Source organism: Staphylococcus pseudoxylosus (genome assembly GCF_044794325.1).
Taxonomy (GTDB): domain Bacteria; phylum Bacillota; class Bacilli; order Staphylococcales; family Staphylococcaceae; genus Staphylococcus; species Staphylococcus pseudoxylosus.
In genome coordinates this window covers 1-17,683 of the sequence record NZ_CP085024.1, presented here as the reverse complement: position 1 = coordinate 17,683, position 17,683 = coordinate 1, and the positions used below count along the sequence as shown (strand labels likewise).

13 protein-coding genes, 1 riboswitch and 1 other annotated feature are annotated in these 17,683 nt (G+C 34.4%); of the genes, 1 reads left to right on the top strand and 12 read right to left on the bottom strand.

Annotated elements, in window-relative coordinates; all coding sequences use genetic code 11:
• Positions 1-4 precede the first annotated feature (4 nt).
• The 6 genes from LG295_RS00065 to hutH all read right to left on the bottom strand — a co-directional run bounded on the left by LG295_RS00065 (position 5) and on the right by hutH (position 6,969).
• Complete coding sequence (locus tag LG295_RS00065; protein WP_199186481.1) at positions 5-931, bottom strand: DUF2232 domain-containing protein; 927 nt, start codon at positions 929-931, stop codon at positions 5-7.
• Between the two features lie 304 nt (positions 932-1,235).
• Positions 1,236-2,204, bottom strand: a complete 969-nt coding sequence (locus LG295_RS00060) for an alpha/beta fold hydrolase family protein (RefSeq protein ID WP_107529968.1) — start codon at positions 2,202-2,204, stop codon at positions 1,236-1,238.
• Positions 2,205-2,264: 60 nt separating this feature from the next.
• A riboswitch (SAM riboswitch) is annotated at positions 2,265-2,364 on the bottom strand.
• Positions 2,365-2,495: 131 nt separating this feature from the next.
• The gene (locus tag LG295_RS00055; protein ID WP_404476065.1) at positions 2,496-2,825 is read right to left on the bottom strand and encodes an AzlD domain-containing protein; all 330 of its coding nucleotides are present in this window, start codon (positions 2,823-2,825) and stop codon (positions 2,496-2,498) included.
• Positions 2,822-3,523: an AzlC family ABC transporter permease gene (locus tag LG295_RS00050; protein WP_107554713.1), complete on the bottom strand. Its 702-nt coding sequence runs from the start codon at positions 3,521-3,523 to the stop codon at positions 2,822-2,824. Before LG295_RS00050 ends, LG295_RS00055 begins: the two co-directional genes overlap by 4 nt.
• A gap of 328 nt (positions 3,524-3,851) precedes the next feature.
• Positions 3,852-5,135, bottom strand: a complete 1,284-nt coding sequence (gene serS / locus LG295_RS00045; RefSeq protein ID WP_107554714.1) for a serine--tRNA ligase — start codon at positions 5,133-5,135, stop codon at positions 3,852-3,854.
• A 65-nt stretch (positions 5,136-5,200) separates the two neighbouring features.
• Positions 5,201-5,397 (bottom strand) — a binding site (T-box leader).
• A gap of 63 nt (positions 5,398-5,460) precedes the next feature.
• The gene (gene hutH, locus LG295_RS00040) at positions 5,461-6,969 is read right to left on the bottom strand and encodes a histidine ammonia-lyase (protein WP_107529964.1); all 1,509 of its coding nucleotides are present in this window, start codon (positions 6,967-6,969) and stop codon (positions 5,461-5,463) included.
• 390 nt (positions 6,970-7,359) lie between these two features.
• On the opposite strand from hutH, the gene LG295_RS00035 reads away from it, so the two are divergent.
• Positions 7,360-8,178, top strand: coding sequence for an NAD(P)H-hydrate dehydratase (locus LG295_RS00035; RefSeq protein WP_107529963.1), 819 nt, complete (start codon positions 7,360-7,362; stop codon positions 8,176-8,178).
• A 41-nt stretch (positions 8,179-8,219) separates the two neighbouring features.
• Here the strand turns inward: LG295_RS00035 and gyrA are convergent, their stop codons facing one another.
• From gyrA to dnaA, 6 genes are all read right to left on the bottom strand, one after another.
• Positions 8,220-10,934 (bottom strand): DNA gyrase subunit A, encoded by a 2,715-nt coding sequence (gyrA, locus tag LG295_RS00030; protein WP_404476064.1) that lies wholly within the window; start codon positions 10,932-10,934, stop codon positions 8,220-8,222.
• Positions 10,935-10,969: 35 nt separating this feature from the next.
• Complete coding sequence (gyrB, locus tag LG295_RS00025; protein ID WP_199186474.1) at positions 10,970-12,904, bottom strand: DNA topoisomerase (ATP-hydrolyzing) subunit B; 1,935 nt, start codon at positions 12,902-12,904, stop codon at positions 10,970-10,972.
• A 12-nt stretch (positions 12,905-12,916) separates the two neighbouring features.
• The gene (gene recF / locus LG295_RS00020) at positions 12,917-14,032 is read right to left on the bottom strand and encodes a DNA replication/repair protein RecF (RefSeq protein ID WP_107529960.1); all 1,116 of its coding nucleotides are present in this window, start codon (positions 14,030-14,032) and stop codon (positions 12,917-12,919) included.
• Positions 14,029-14,262 (bottom strand): S4 domain-containing protein YaaA, encoded by a 234-nt coding sequence (yaaA, locus tag LG295_RS00015; protein WP_171914394.1) that lies wholly within the window; start codon positions 14,260-14,262, stop codon positions 14,029-14,031. Before yaaA ends, recF begins: the two co-directional genes overlap by 4 nt.
• Before the next feature lie 677 nt (positions 14,263-14,939).
• Positions 14,940-16,073 carry a DNA polymerase III subunit beta gene (dnaN, locus tag LG295_RS00010; RefSeq protein ID WP_026113537.1) on the bottom strand — a complete coding sequence of 378 codons (1,134 nt, stop codon included), beginning with the start codon at positions 16,071-16,073 and terminating at the stop codon, positions 14,940-14,942.
• A 242-nt stretch (positions 16,074-16,315) separates the two neighbouring features.
• Positions 16,316-17,683, bottom strand: a complete 1,368-nt coding sequence (gene dnaA / locus LG295_RS00005) for a chromosomal replication initiator protein DnaA (RefSeq protein WP_107529959.1) — start codon at positions 17,681-17,683, stop codon at positions 16,316-16,318.

Here is a 17,683-nt window from a genome sequence, read left to right as displayed (position 1 = left end):
CAAATCATTTTTTAATGATACTTTTTAAGTTAATACACAAATCTATAACACCCAGGAGACTCACAATATGTGTTAGTGGCATTAAAGCTGTCCCTATAACCATGAATAACACAGAAAGTGCGGTTGGCATTGATTTTGCCTTTCCGAAAAAGTGAATAACACTTAAGCCCTGAATATACATACATAATGATAACACAATTTCAAAGTTTAAAACGATACTTTGGAAAGTCCCTGGTTGGCTCGAAAACATAACACAAATTAAGACGATAATATACATCCATAATAGTGAACGCTTCATTTGCCAAGCATATAACGGTTTAAATATTGGTGTAGCGATTTTGAACTTACGTAAAATTGGAAAAGTAATAATTAAATTGATTAAAATAAGTAGAAATACTGTAATAATGACATAACTTGGTAACTGAACTGACATCTGGCGGAAGCCTTCTTCCAGCATTTGCTTATATTCTGCAGTTCCCGCAATTCCAGAAACAACGTTATGCATGTAATCTTTCACTGGTTTTATCAAAACTGTAGAACTTGGTATTTTATCAAACGTTTGTAGTCCCATAAACGCAATTAACGAGAACATACTAATATATGTAGTTGTTATATAAAGTATGCGTTCTTTAGATGTACGTTCTTTTAATAATTGGCCAATAACAAAACTCACTAAGAGTATGATGACCATAGTGCTCAACACAAATATATTACCTAGTAACGTTGTTAATACCACTGTAATGACTGCTGTTAAACCAAATGATTCAATAGACTTATGCCATAAGATAATACCTGGAATTGTTGCAAAGATACCTAACACCAGGCCTAACGGAGGTAATATATGTAAAGCTAAAGCCACTACGATTAGCGTTAGTATACTAAGCACAGTTACTTTAGGATATATTTTTGAAAACAATTTCGCCACTCCCATACTATTTTTGACTATAACTATTATTTTAACCTCTTTAAAACTTTTATACAATTATTGGCAATCCAAATACAGAAGATAACGATATACTATACTTTCCATAATTATAAACGTATAAATAACTGAACTAATCAACACTTCATGGTATTACATTTTTAATGCTACTACTTTTAGTTTCATTTTATGCCACCACAACTTAAATAATTGTACAAAAAAAGGATGTACTATATATATGTCAGTCTACCCTCCCCTATCGAAAGTAGTCATATAGCTTCATCCTAAAAATTAATATAATAGAGTCGTTAAATCATTTTCTTTTGATTTTATATACTTTTAAAAAGTGATATAGATTAGGCGCCCAGTCATTAAAATTCAGTAAGAAACCATCATGACCTACGTTATCTGGTACAAAGAAATGTTTGTGATATTTAAAACGATTTCCCACGGCACGTACTAAGTCATCTGGATATAACAAATCATCTGTAAAGCCCATTGTCATTACTTTAGTGTCTAGGTTACTAAAAACTTCATCTACATCATTGCGTCCTCTATCTACGTCATGACTATCTAAGACGTCTAGGAGTGTTAAATAGCATAAAGAATCAAAATGATTCATAAATTTATTACCTTGATGTTTTTGATAGGTTACAACTTGATCTGGTGAGAAACGTTTATCATAACTTTTAGACGAACGGTATGTTAAAAAACCTAACTGCCTTGCGATACTCATACCCTCTTTATGGTCTAAATGAATAGCCTGTCTCGCTATCTCATTAAACGCACGACTATAGGATGATGTTTTATCTGTAGCTGCGAGAATCACTGCTTTTTCAACATCAAATTTACGATTATATAATAATTCTATTGCTTGCATGCCACCTAACGAACCACCGATTAATATGTTAATCCTTTCGAAACCTAATGTTTCAATTCCTAATTCTATAGCACGTACGATATCTCTTAACGTAAGTGTCTCAGGAAAGTTTGGATCTGTTAATGCAGAACTTGAACCATAAGGGCTTCCAATAACATTAAATGTCAAAAACTGGTAATCATTAATAGGCATATAACCACCGTCAATAATCCCTCTCCACCATCCAGGGTTTTCATTTGTACCATACGTTAAGTGATTACCTGTTAAAGCATGACAAACCACCACAAGTGGTTGCCCTTTTAAACCTACATGTTCATAACGTAGTTTTAAGTTTGAGATGAATTCACCTGACTCCGTTGTGAATGGTCCTAGTTCCAGTGTATCAACCGTATAATTCGTCATGTTTTACCTCCTACTTAGTAAAAAAACTCCTCACTCATAAAATAAGTAAGAAGTTAAAAGTTCTTATCATTCGAGTGTATCGATGGTATTAGCACCGTACTTTATAAGCCGGTTGCTGAAGCGTCTACGGGCCAAGTCCCTCAGCTTCTCGAAATAAGATTTGATTTTAATTGTATTAAAGATAAGCTCATTAATTCAGATAAAATTAAAGTGTTAATGTAATCTGAAATATCTTAATTTTCTAATTGTTTATAGTTTAACGGATAATATAACTTACTTCAATAGGATTGTTTAAAATACCCAACGTAACACTGCCATAATGATAATGCCACTAAGTATAGTGATTGTTAAGCTACGTGATATCACAGCAATAATAATAGTTGGGAGCATCGTTATTAAGAACGGCCCGTTAATGCTATAACCCATCACACCTTCTTGTTGCTCTATTAATCCATCGATGATTAATGCAGTGAATAATGTAATTGGTATAAATGATAGCCATTTAATAACACGTTCAGATAATTTTATTTTAGTTATCAAGATAAAGGGAATAATTCGTGTAAGCCACGTTACCACACCACATAACACGATAATTGTTAACACATGTATCGTCGTTGTCATCGTTCCATCACCACTCCAATCAACGCTGCAATAGTCGAAGCTAATATGATAGCTAAATATGAAGGCATAAACAAGCTTAAACTAAGCATCATTACAATCACACATATAATCAATACAAAATATATGTTTATCTTCGAGCGTCTAATCGACTCAAATTGTGAGACAGCTAAGAATATAAACATAGCGGTAATTGCAAAATCTAATCCTAGTGCTTCTGGTTGATGTATGTATTTACCAAAGACTGCACCAATCATACATGCAAATGTCCAAAAGACATATGCCGTTATATTTAATCCATGCAACCAACGATCATTTATCTTCTCACCTTTTAAATGTGGTGTAATAGCTACACCGAATGTTTCGTCTGTTACTAATGTAGAAAGACCAATCCTATTTAATAAACTATAGTTTTTATAACTTGGCGCAAGCGTCATGCTTAATAAAAACATTCTTGAATTCACAATGAATGTCGTCAATATAATTGCCGATATGGGCGTGCCAGAAATAACAAGTGCACAAATAATAAACTGTGCAGCGCCGGCATACACTAACAAACAAAGTAAAATAATTTCCAACATACTAAATCCCGATGCCACTGCAACAATTCCAAAAGACAGGCCAACACCAGCATAACCTAACAAAGTAGGAATACATGCTTTTACACCTTGTTTAAAAGTAACATGCGCCTCATTGTCCATTTTTCCACCCTCTCACCTCAAACGCTAAAAACAGTAAATCTATTCTAATATAATATCATAAAAATAATCAATAGTTTTAGAGGTAGGTTTGTGTGACGTAAGTCTAACGTTCGTCTTAAAAAGTTGTGAATAAAGCTATATAGATATTTCAGAATTTTGTGTTATTTATTAGACATCCCTTAAAAATTCCAGTTACTTCAATCAAATCAACTATTTTAATAGCGCATATTTTATGTATTTCTTACACCAACTTTTACACCTCCCCTACCCTCTCCTCTACATATAAAAAAGTGCGTAGCTAATACTTTAACTACGCACTTTAAATATTTTATTTAATAGGACGGATGACTGTTTTACCACCCATATATGGCACTAATGCTTCTGGTATTGTTACAGAACCATCTTCATTTTGATAATTTTCAACTATTGCAGCAAACGTACGTCCAACTGCTAATCCACTACCATTAAGTGTATGTGCTAATTCTGGTTTAGCATTTTTATCCCGTTTAAAACGAATATTTGAACGACGTGCTTGGAAATCAGTAATATTTGAACAAGAACTTATTTCTTTATATTCATTATAGCTTGGCAACCAAACTTCTAAATCATAAGTTTTACTTGAGCCAAAACCAATATCACCTGTACATAAAATAACACGACGGTATGGTAAGCCTAATTCTTCTAAAATTGCTTCTGCATGTTCAGTCATTTCATCTAAAGCCTGCCAAGAATCTTCTGGTTTTTCAAAACGAACCATTTCAACTTTATCGAATTGATGCAAACGAATAAGACCTCTAGTATCACGACCAGCTGAGCCCGCTTCACTACGATAGCATGCTGATTGAGCAGTGAATTTAGCTGGTAATTCATCCGGTCCGATAATTTCATTACGGTAATAATTTGTCAACGGTACCTCTGCAGTAGGTATAGTATATAATCCTTCTTTTTCAACTTTAAACAAGTCTTCTTCAAACTTAGGTAATTGTCCAGTACCATACATTGAATCAGCGTTAACTAATTGTGGTACCATCATTTCTGTATAACCATGTTGTGTTGTATGTTTCGTAATCATATAGTTCATTAATGCTCTTTCTAATTGTGCGCCCTCCCCTGTTAAGAAGACGAATCTAGCTCCAGATACTTTAGCTGCACGTTCAAAATTAACCATTTTTAATTCTTCTACTAAATCCCAATGTGCTTTTTCTTCAAAATCAAATGTTCTTGGTGTACCCCAACGTTTAACTTCTACGTTATCTTCATCTGTAGCACCTTCAGGCACATCATCCTGAATAATATTTGGAATGCGTGATAATTTATCGTTAAGATCCACATCAACTTGATTAAGCGTATCATCTAAAACTTTAATTTCATCACCAAGCTTACGCATTGCTGCGATTGCATCATCTGCATCTTCTTTATTACGTTTCTTCTGAGCAATTTCACCACTAACTTTATTACGCTCAGCTTTCATTTCTTCAGCTTTACTAATTAACTGACGACGCTGTTCATCTAATTCTAGTACTTCATCTACTACTGTATCTTCCATACCACGCTTAGCTACTTTTTCTTTAACGAAATCAGGGTCATTACGAAATAATTTAATATCTAACATAACTTCATCCATCCTTTCAATTTTTAAAATTTGAGATAAACACGCAAAAAAGACCACATCCCTCTACAAGGGACGTGGTCTACGTGTTGCCACCCTATTTAACAGTCTAAATTAGACTGCACTCTCACAAAAATAACGGTTAAATCCGATTGTTCTCTTAATAGTAGGTAGATTCACATTAACCTTGGCTACCTGTTCACACTCAACACAGGCTCTCTGAAACCAAAAAATTAATACTACTTATCCTACGAACAATGACTTATTAAGTTAAATTAAATATAGCAAATAACTTCATTTTTTTCAAGAGTGATAGTATTTATGTCAATTATATTTCATCCATATAAGCAACATCACGCAAATATTGTGATACTGCTTCAATATCTTTATGGAATTGTCTATCTTCTGTGATAGAAGGCACAATATGACGTAGTTCTTGATATTTTTCATACGTCTTAGGTGATAACTTATCAATATCTTTATATTCAACAGCTTGCAGAGCAATGATTGTTTCAATGGCCAATACACGACGTGCATTTTCAATCATTTGATAGCCATGTCTTGAAGCTATAGTTCCCATGGAAACATGATCTTCTTGGTTAGCGGAAGAAGGTATAGAATCAACACTTGCTGGGTGTGCGAGTGTTTTATTTTCTGAAACAAGACTTGCTGCTGCATACTGCATAATCATCGCACCACTTTGTAAGCCTGGTTGTGGACTTAAAAAGGCCGGTAACCCATTATTTAATTGAGGATTTACCAAGCGTTCTAGACGTCTCTCTGACACGTTCGCTAATTCACTGACACCTAATTTTAAAAAGTCTAAAGCAAACGCTATAGGTTGACCATGGAAATTCCCTCCTGAAATAACAAGTGTTTCATCACCTTCATCAAATATAAGTGGATTGTCATTTGCAGCATTCATTTCGAACTCTAATTTTTCCTTCACATAATTGAATACTTGGAAGCTAGCACCATGAATTTGAGGGATACAGCGCAAAGTATAAGCATCCTGTACACGTATTTCACCTTGGGTCGTCGTCAATTCTGAACCTTCCAACCAGTCTAACATTCTGGCCGCAACATCAATTTGTTCTTGGAAATTACGCACTTTATGTACCTTGTCATTATAGGCATCTGTAATACCATTTAAAGCTTGGTGTGTAAGGGAGGCAATCCACTCCGCTTGATAACCTAGAGCTTCCGCTTCTATATAATTTATAACCCCTTGAGCAGTCATTGCTTGTGTGCCATTAATCAACGCAAGCCCTTCTTTAGCTTGTAACTCTAAAACTTTGTGATTTAACTGATTTAAGACATACCGACTGTCTACTTCTTCACCTTTATAAAAGACATTACCTTCTCCTATTAATGCCAAAGCCAAATGTGATAGTGGCGCCAAATCTCCCGAAGCACCTAATGATCCTTGTTGCGGAATAACAGGTATAATTCTTTCATTGATGTAATACAGTAGTTGTTCTACTAAATCTACAGTTGCACCAGAGTGCCCTTTTAATAACGTATTCAATCTTAATACCATCATCACTAATGCAACTTCTTCTGAAAATGGTTTCCCCATACCACATGCATGTGAACGAATTAAATTGACTTGTAATTGGTTGTATTCTCCTTGGTCTATACGTACATCACTGAACAAACCAAAGCCAGTTGTAATCCCATAAATTGTTTCTTTATTCTCTATAATATCTTCAACTGTTTGGCGACTCTTTTTCACACGTTCAAATGCATCTTCCGTAACTTCTACCTTATCTTCTCTATTTAAAAACTGTTTAATATCATTAATCGTTAATGTTTCCCCATTAAGTTGTAATGTCATTTTCCCATCTCCTCGCTTAATATTTTTCTCTAATTATTTTGAGTATACGCTTACATTTTTTGTTGGACAATAGCTTAACCAATATCCGTAACATGGTATTAAATTACTGTTTTAATGGGATAAAGTTGTAATAAAAATAAGTTTATTGAAATTTATAATTTCTTAACGCTTTTAACTATTGACTAATAGGACAACCAGGTATAATATTTCTTATTGTATTTATAATTCCTATTACGAAAACAAAGGAAAAGTAACTGAAATACAAATCGTTCTGCAATTGTTATAATCGCTATTAAAAGCAGAACCTCTTTAAGGTGTTAGTCGGTTCATTTTCTTTATTAAAATACAGAAATTTACACACATTCAGTAATTTAAGAAGGGGGTTTCAATATGGAAACTTTATCATCAGTGAGCATTCCAAAACGTAAAGATGAAACACATAAAGGTGATTATGGTAGAATTCTTTTAATTGGTGGTAATGCGAACTTAGGTGGTGCAATCATGCTTGCAGCAAGAGCATGTGTATACAGTGGTAGTGGTTTAATAACAGTAGCAACTCATCCCACAAACCATGCTGCTTTGCATTCACGTTGTCCTGAGGCAATGGTAATCGATATAAATGATACAAAAATGTTAACAAAAATGATTGAAAACACAGATTGTATCTTAATCGGTCCTGGATTAGGTTGTGATTTTAAAGGTAATAATGCAATTACTTTCCTACTTCAAAATATACAACCTCATCAAACTTTGATAGTAGATGGTGATGCTATTACGATTTTCAGTAAATTGAAACCTGAGATTCCAACTTGTAAAGTCATATTCACACCGCACCAAAAAGAGTGGGAACGTTTAAGTGGTATCCCGATAGATGAACAAACTTATGAACGTAACCGTGAAGCGGTAGACCGTATTGGTGCAACAATTATACTGAAGATGCACGGTACAGAACTTTACTTTAAAGATAAAGATTACAAACTACCTATTGGTACACCAGCGATGGCTACTGGAGGCATGGGTGATACTTTATCTGGTATGATAACTAGCTTCGTTGGACAATTTAATGATATCGAAGAAGCTGTTACAAGTGCGACATATACACACAGTTTTATTGGCGAACAATTAGCTGAAAAAATGTATGTCGTTCCGCCTTCTAGACTAATCAGTGAGATTCCAATCGCTATGAAATCATTAGAAAATGAAAAATAAAAAAAGACCTACCTCATATGAGGTAGGTCTTTTTATTAGCGTTATTCTTCTTCGTTGTCTTCATCAGTTCCATGATCCGCGTTGTCTATATCTTCATTAACACGATCCATGAAGTCTTGTCTTACTTCTTGTCGTTCATCATTGTTTGACGCATTTTCCTCGTCTTCAACTTCTGTGTGAATCGCATTTCCTGGCGCATCATCTTCTACAATGTTTTCACTATTTTGAGAACCTTGTAAATCAGTTTGTGATGCATTGTCATTATCTACATCAGAGGCTTTAGCTTCAGTTGATTCATCAACTTCTTTAATTTCATCTTCATCATTTACTTTAGCTACTGTTGATACAATTTGGTTTTCACCTAATTTAATCAATCTTACACCTTGGGCAGCACGACCATTTTGCGAGATATCTTCTACATCAATACGAATAATGACACCTGAGTTTGTTACAACCATCAGGTCTTCTTTTCCAGTTACTGAAGTAATACATACAATGTTACCGTTACGCTCAGTAATTGTAGCTGTTTTTATACCTTTACCGCCACGGTTTGATAATCTATAATCACCAACTGGGGTACGTTTACCGTATCCATTTTCAGTAACGACTAGAATCTCTTCGTCGCTCTCAGCATTAGTGACATCTAAACCGACAACTTTATCATCTTCTCTAAGTGTAATACCTTTAACTCCTGCTGCTGTACGACCGAGCGGACGCAATGTAGTTTCGTTAAAGCGTATTAGTGATGCATGAGATGTACCAATCAGAATGTCTTGTTCTCCATCAGTGAGACGAACAGCAATCAGTTCATCATCATTTTTGAAGCTAATCGCAATCTTACCGTTTTTATTGATATGAGAGAAGTTACTCAATGCAGAACGCTTCACTCTACCTTTGAGTGTTGCAAATACTAAGTAATCATCTTCACTTTCTAAGTCTTTAACGGCAATCATAGTACTGATTGATTCGTCATTATCTAGTTCAATCGCGTTGACTACTGGGATACCTTTAGACTGACGTGATAGTTCAGGCACTTCATAACCTTTAAGTTTGTACACGCGTCCTTTATTAGTAAAGAACAATACGTTGTCGTGCGTACTTAACGTTACAAGTTGACTAACAAAGTCTTCCTCAAGTGTATTCATACCTTGTACGCCACGCCCACCACGGTGTTGTGCTCTATATGTAGAAACTGGTAAACGTTTAATATAGTTATTGTGACTTAATGTAATCACGATTTGTTCTTCAGGTATTAAATCTTCATCTTCGATATCATCTAATCCGCCAAGTTGAATTTCAGATCTGCGTTCATCACCATAACGTTCACGTATATCGATTAATTCGTTGCGGACGATTTGTAATAATTTTTCTTCATCAGCAAGAATCTCTTTTAATTCCTCGATATATGCTATTAATTCATTATATTCAGATTCAATCTTGTCTCGCTCTAAACCTGTCAAACGTCTTAAACGCATATCTAAGATAGCTTGAGCTTGACGTTCAGATAATTTAAATTGTGCTTGTAAGCTAGCCATCGCTACTTTATCAGTTTCTGATTCACGGATCACTCGAATAATTTCATCGATATGGTCTAATGCAATTCTTAGTCCTTCTAAAATATGTGCGCGATCTAATGCTTTCTTCAAGTTGTATTCTGTACGTCTACGTACCACTACTTTTTGATGCTCTAAATATGCTTCTAAAGCTTCTTTCAGTGAAATTAATTTAGGTCTACCGTTAACTAAAGCAATCATATTTACACCAAATGATGTTTGTAATGGCGTTTGTTTATATAAATTATTTAGTACAACACTTGCGTTTGCATCTTTACGAATGTCAATAACAACACGTACACCTGTACGTAAACTTGTTTCGTCACGTAAATCGGTGATACCTTCAATCTTTTTATCACGTGCTAATTCAGCAATTTTTTCAATCATACGGGCTTTATTTACTTGATATGGGACTTCTGTAACGACGATGCGTTGACGTCCGCCACCACGTTCTTCAATTTCAGCACGAGAACGCATTTGAATAGATCCACGACCTGTTTCAAAGGCGCGACGAATACCACTCTTTCCAAGTATAATTCCCGCCGTTGGGAAGTCAGGACCTTGAACATCTTCCATCAATTCCGCAATAGTGATATCAGGGTTATAACTTAAACTCAATACGCCATTAATAACTTCTGTTAAATTATGTGGTGGAATATTTGTAGCCATACCTACTGCAATCCCTGAAGCACCATTAACTAGTAAGTTTGGGAACCTTGATGGTAAGACTGCCGGTTCTCTCTCATTACCATCGTAGTTATCTATAAAATCTATCGTATCTTTGTTTATATCTCTAAGCATTTCTAATGTGATCTTAGACATACGTGCTTCAGTATAACGCATCGCCGCTGCGCCATCGCCATCCATTGAACCAAAGTTGCCTTGTCCATCAATTAAAGGATATCGATAGCTGAAGTCTTGTGCCATTCTTACCATTGCTTCATAAATAGATGAGTCACCATGTGGGTGATATTTACCCATTACGTCCCCAACAATACGGGCAGACTTCTTGTATGACTTATCTGGTGTCATACCTTGTTCATGCAAACCATACAATATACGTCGATGTACTGGTTTCAAACCATCTCTAACATCTGGTAAAGCACGTGATACAATAACGCTCATCGCATAATCTAAAAATGATTCGCGCATCTCACTCGTTATATTTCGTTCATTAATTCTTGATTCAGGTAATTCAGCCATCAAGATATCCTCCTTCAAAAATTCAGTTCATTGTATTAGAAATCTAGGTTGGCATAGACTGCGTTATCTTCAATAAACTGTCTACGATTCTCAACAACGTCTCCCATAAGCATTTCAAAAACTTGATCTGCCTCTATCGCATCATCTAATGATACTTGTAACATAGCTCTATTTTCTGGGTTCATTGTTGTTTCCCACAATTGATCTGCGTTCATTTCACCAAGACCTTTATAACGTGCAATTGACCATTTCGGTGTAGGATCTAACTCAGCTTTAAGTTTTTCCAACTCACGTTCATTAAACACGTAATACTTTTGTTTACCTTGTGTCAATTTGAATAAAGGCGGTTGAGCAATATATACATAGCCTGCTTCTATTAACGGTCTCATAAAGCGATAGAAGAACGTTAATAACAACGTTCTGATGTGCGCACCATCGACGTCAGCATCAGTCATTAATACAATTTTGTGGTAACGCGCTTTACTCAAATCAAATTCTCCACCAATACCTGTACCGAATGCTGTAATCATAGAACGGATTTCATTATTATTTAATATTCTATCTAAGCGAGCTTTTTCAACGTTTAATATCTTACCACGCAATGGTAAAATTGCTTGTGTTTCTGAGTCTCTACCTGATTTTGTAGACCCACCGGCAGAGTCACCCTCTACGATAAAGATTTCACTTCTGGAAGGATCTTTACTAGAACAGTCTGCAAGTTTACCAGGTAAACTCGAAATTTCTAAAGCAGATTTACGACGTGTTACTTCGCGTGCTTTTTTCGCAGCAAGACGTGCGTGAGAAGCCATAATACCCTTTTCAACAACAATGCGTCCTACTTGCGGATGCTCTAATAAGAAGCGCTCGAACAACTCAGAGAATAATTTATCAACAACTTGACGTACCTCAGAGTTACCTAGTTTTGTTTTTGTTTGCCCTTCAAATTGTGGGTCGCCATGTTTGATTGAGACAATCGCTGTTAAACCTTCACGTGTATCTTCACCTGAAAGTCTCTCTTTATCATCTTTGATAATTTTACTACTTATACCATAACTATTTAATACACGAGAAAGTGCTCGTTTAAAGCCTTCTTCATGTGTACCACCTTCATAAGTGTGTATGTTATTCGCATAAGTCAATAAGTTAGTTGCAAAGCCTTTGTTATATTGTAATGCAATTTCAACCTCAATATCATCTTTTGTTTGATGGACATATATAGGCTCTTCATGTAATGGTTCTTTGTTTTCATTTAACATCTCAACGTAAGACTTAATACCACCTTCGTAGTGATAAGTGTCTTCTCTGACTTCTTCACCACGTTCATCTCTTAAAGTAATTGAAATACCTTTATTTAAGAAAGCAAGTTCCCTTGTACGTTGTTGTAATGTCTCATAGTGATATTCAGTCGTCTCTGTAAAAATCTCAGGGTCCGCTTTAAAACGAATCACTGTACCAGTATTATCATCTTCTGTTTCATCAACTACTTTCAAGTCGAATTGAGGAACACCCTTTTTATAAGCTTGATGATAAACTTGACGATCTTTATATACATAAACTTCCAAGTCTTCAGATAAGGCGTTAACTACAGAAGAACCTACACCATGTAGACCACCAGAAACTTTGTATCCGCCGCCGCCGAATTTACCACCGGCATGAAGTACTGTTAAAATAACTTCAACTGCTGGACGTCCCATTTTTTCTTGTATACCTACTGGAATACCACGTCCATTATCTGTTACTTTAATCCAATTATCTTTTTCAATAACAACTTCGATTTGGTTAGCATACCCTGCAAGTGCTTCATCAATACTATTATCGACAATTTCCCATACAAGATGGTGTAAACCTTTTTCTGAAGTTGATCCTATATACATACCAGGTCTTTTACGTACCGCTTCTAGACCTTCTAATACTTGTATCTGTCCAGCACCATAATCTTCCGTGTTGTTCACATCTGACAATGCTTCCACCTTCACTTTCTGTTACTTTATAATTTCGCCTTGGTTAATGCGATAAAGTTTAGCGTTTTTCATAATTTCATGTTCTATACCATCTACGGATGTCGTCGTTACAAAAGTCTGCACTTTATGTTGAATAGTGCTCAATAAATGAGATTGACGCGAATCATCTAATTCACTTAATACATCATCTAGCAATAATATTGGATACTCACCGACTTCAATATTCATCAACTCAATTTCTGCGAGTTTTATTGATAGTGCCGTTGTTCGCTGTTGACCTTGCGAACCATATGTCTGAGCGTCCATACCATTTACATTAAAACCTAAATCATCTCTGTGAGGACCATATAAACATACGCCTCTATCTTTCTCACGTTCCATATTGTCATTAAGTAAAGTTAAGACTTCCTCTAAGCGTTCCGTCTCACTTTGTTCTCCATCTGCCAATTTAATGCTTGGCAAGTACTCTAGTGACAATGTTTCACGTTCATTGGTAATACCAGAATGGATAGGTTTAGCTAGTGATTCAAGTTCTTTAATAAAATGTTCACGTCTTTGTGTAATTTTGAACGCATACTCTGCAAATTGTTGATTTAAGACTTCTAGCATTGTACTGTCCGTCTTTTGACCATATTGCAGTTGCTTCAAATAGTTATTTTTTTGTTTTAAAATTCTCTGATATTGCGATAAATCATTTAAATATACCGCAGATATTTGACCAAGTTCCATGTCTATAAATCTGCGTCTAACTTGTGGCGATCCTTTGACAATGTTTAAATCTTCAGGCGCAAACAATACGACATTTAAATGACCTATATATTGTGTCAGTCTACTTTGCTCTAAGTGATTGATTTTAACTTGTTTGCCTTTTTTGGTAATATACATCGTTAAAGGCATGTCGCCATATCTATAGCTAAGTTCACCTTCTATTTTAGCATAATCGCTATTGAAACGTATCAATTCTTTGTCATTAGATGTTCGATGACTTTTTGCTAATGCTAAGGTATATATGGATTCAAGTAAGTTTGTCTTCCCTTGAGCATTTTCACCAATCAAAATATTTACGTCAGGATGACAATTTAAACTGATTGACTCGTAATTTCGATAATGTTCTAGCTGGAGTTTCTTTAATTTCATTCTTCACCTTGATGTAAAATCAAAAATGAACCGACTTCTGGTATAACAATGCTATCTCGATGATTTAATTTTTTACCACGACGTGTTTCACGCTCGTCATTAATCATGACGTCAAAATCTTGTAAGAACCATTTTGCTTGTCCGCCAGATTCGATAATACCTTCTGTCTTTAGAAATTGTCCTAAAGTAATGTCCCCATCAACGATTACTTCTTCAACCAAATCAATCACTCCATTTCTTTTAAGCTCACTTATATATTATACCTTTTTTTACGAAAAATTTCATGTAAAATACAGTGAGTAAGCGATTTCTTTCAACTTATTTTAACTATTTTTTTATATTTAGTTTCAAAGTTGTTTATAACAGCTCTTTACTAGTAATATTATATCAAAAATTAATGATTAATAATCCATTTCCTTAAAATTAATATCAATCTATGTACAAATCATTATTTAAAAATAAATTAAAAGTGTTGCTATAAAATTCATGATTTTTATGCGCTCAACTAAAATTTGCATTTTAAGCTATTTTTTAGCGTATTTTTTTGAATTACGATGTTTCGGTCCACTACTGTCTATTTTTCACTTATATTGGCCTTCTATATGCTTCTAATCATTAAAATTTATTTTATATTCTCTTAATCTACTCACTTTTCTAGCATTAGCCCTTTCTTATATACACGTTTTAATGTGTCACATTACTTTTATTCTGCTAAATTTCCATAAAAAAAGGAACGGACAGAAACCAATATACAAATTGGTTTCATAGTCTCGCTCCTGCAAAGTTAACCAGTCAGTTAATAAAATAGTTTCAATATGGCTTAGTTAACTGTTTCATGCTATGCATATAAAATTATATGCTGCTTAATTTAGTTGCAATGGCTCACTTATCCACACCTAATACTAACTTAGTATGTTCTAATTGGTAAAATAAGTTGTGTAACTGAGTCATCATCTTTTGGTTTTAAAATAAATGGTTTCATAGTTCCGAAAAATTCTATTTCCACTTCATCGTTATCAATAGCTTTAAGTGCATCCATCATATATTTTGAGTTGAAAGAAATTTTTAAATTGCCCCCATCTACATTACTTGCTTTAACTTCTTCATTCACAGTACCAATTTCTGGAGATGTTGAAGATAATTCTACTAATTCATTACCTGTGCTTAATTTTATTACATTATTTCCGCCTTCACGTGCTAATAATGATGCACGATCAATTGCGTGATAGAATTCACCGTTATCAATGCCTAACTTAATTTCGTAATTTTCTGGGAATAAACGAGACGTATCAGGATAATGACCTTCTAATAAACGTGAAATAAAGTTTACGTTACCCACTTTGAAAAGTACTTGGTTAGATGCAAAGAAAATGTCGATATCATCTTCGTTGTCAGACATAATTTTATTTAATTCAGATAATGCCTTACCTGGAATGATGACATTTTTATTTTCAGAATCGTCTTCTAAAGCTACTTTTCTTACAGCCAAGCGGTGTGAATCTGTAGCTGTGCATATTAATTCATTATCTTGTATAAGCCAGTTAACACCAGTTAGTACTGGGCGTGTTTCTGAGGTGGACACTGCAAAATTCGTTTGTGCTATCACGTTTTTAAGTACCTTGACTGACAATTGAATTGCATCATCACGAGAAACTTGTGGTAATAACGGATATTGATCAGGATCTAAACCACTTAAATTAAATTCAGAATGACCAGATGTTATTAATGTTTGGAATTGTTCGTTGGTAGATAATTTAACTTCTTTACCTGGTAATTTTTTAATAATATCTACAAAGAAACGACCAGGAAGTACCACTGAGCCAGTTTCTGCAATTTCAATAATCGTTTCACCATCAACTTGTTTAGGGATAGTGATTTCTATTGATATTTCTGAATCAGATCCAGTAAGTATTACTTCGTTGTTTTTAACTTCAATTTTTATACCAGTTAAGATTGGTAATGTTGTTCTTGGTGAGATGGCTTTTAACGTGTCATTTAATTGATTAATAAAATAATCTCTTCTAATTGTGAATTCCATCATATTAAACTCCTTCCAGTCGTTTATATATTAAATTATATAGGTTTTAAAACAGTAGTAATAGTAGTAGGGCTTGTGGATTAGGGGATAACTCAAATTTAAGTGATAGTATCGTCCTTTAAAGGGTGTGGATAACTTGTGCACACTGTGTATGACTTTTACACATTATCCACAATTCACAAAAATAGTTCCATCATGTTATTCCTCAAATAAGCTACCATAAAACTGTTATAGTACAGAATGTTTTACTGATTTCTTATTTCTTTTTCTAAATTTTCAACTTCTTGTTTAAATGTTGGATCATTTTGTATATCTTTTACAATTTTTTCGTGTGCATGAATAACAGTAGTATGGTCACGTCCACCAAATTCTTCGCCAATTTTAGGAAGTGAAAAATCTGTTAGTTCACGAGAAAGATACATCGCAATCTGTCTAGGGTAAGCAATTGATTTTGTACGTTTTTTGGCACTAAAGTCTTCAATTTTTACACTATAGTATTGGCCAACAATTTTTTGAATATCTTGTATAGTGATCTTTTTAGATTTAGGTGATTGAATAATATCTTTCAATGCTGCAGCTGTTAATTCAGTGGTAATAGGTTGACCTTGTAATTTCGAAAATGCTAATACACGAGTCAATGCACCTTCAAGTTCACGAATATTTGACTGAATCTGATTTGCAATATAAGTAAGTGCTTCAGTGGGAATATCTAAGTTTTCTTCACCAATTTTTTTCTGTAAAATTGCCATTCTTGTTTCATAATCTGGTGGTGTAATGTCAACGATTAGTCCCCATTCAAAACGTGAACGCAGCCGATCTTCAAGTTTAGCAATCTCTTTAGGTGGTCTATCGCTAGAAATAACAATTTGCTTATTTGCTTGATGTAATTCATTAAACGTATGGAAGAATTCTTCCTGTGTTTGCTCTTTATTTTGAATAAATTGAATATCATCAATGAGAAGTACATCAATATTACGATATTTTTCTCTAAAACGTTCAGTCTTATTATCTCGAATAGATTTAATAAATTCATTGGTGAATTTTTCACTTGAGGTATAAATAACTTTAGCATCAGGATTGTTTGCTAATACATAATGGCCAATTGCATGCATCAAATGGGTTTTACCTAAACCAACGCCACCATAGATAAATAATGGATTGTATGCTTGTGCCGGCGCTTCAGCAACTGCAAGACTTGCTGCGTGAGGAAATCTGTTGCCAGGTCCAATAACAAATGTTTCAAATGTATTATGGGTATTGAATTGTTCTCCACCAATAGCAGCTTCATCTACTCCAGGTGTATATTCTTTTTTGAATTGCTCAGCCTCATTAGTTTCTTGGTTTTTAGTTGGATTTAAGTTTTCCAATTCATCTTCTGTATAAAAAACAGGCATAATTTCATGACCAATTGCTTCGTATAAGGCACTTTGAACAATTTCAACGTAATTCGATTTTAACCAATTAGCAACAAAAGGATCATCTATAACTACAATGGCTTCATTGTTTTGTAGTTGATAAAGTTTTGTATCTTTAAGAAAAGTTTGATAGCTGGGATAACTAACTTTTTCTTGAGCTAAGGTTAGAACTCTTTCCCAAATTTCTTTTTCTGACAT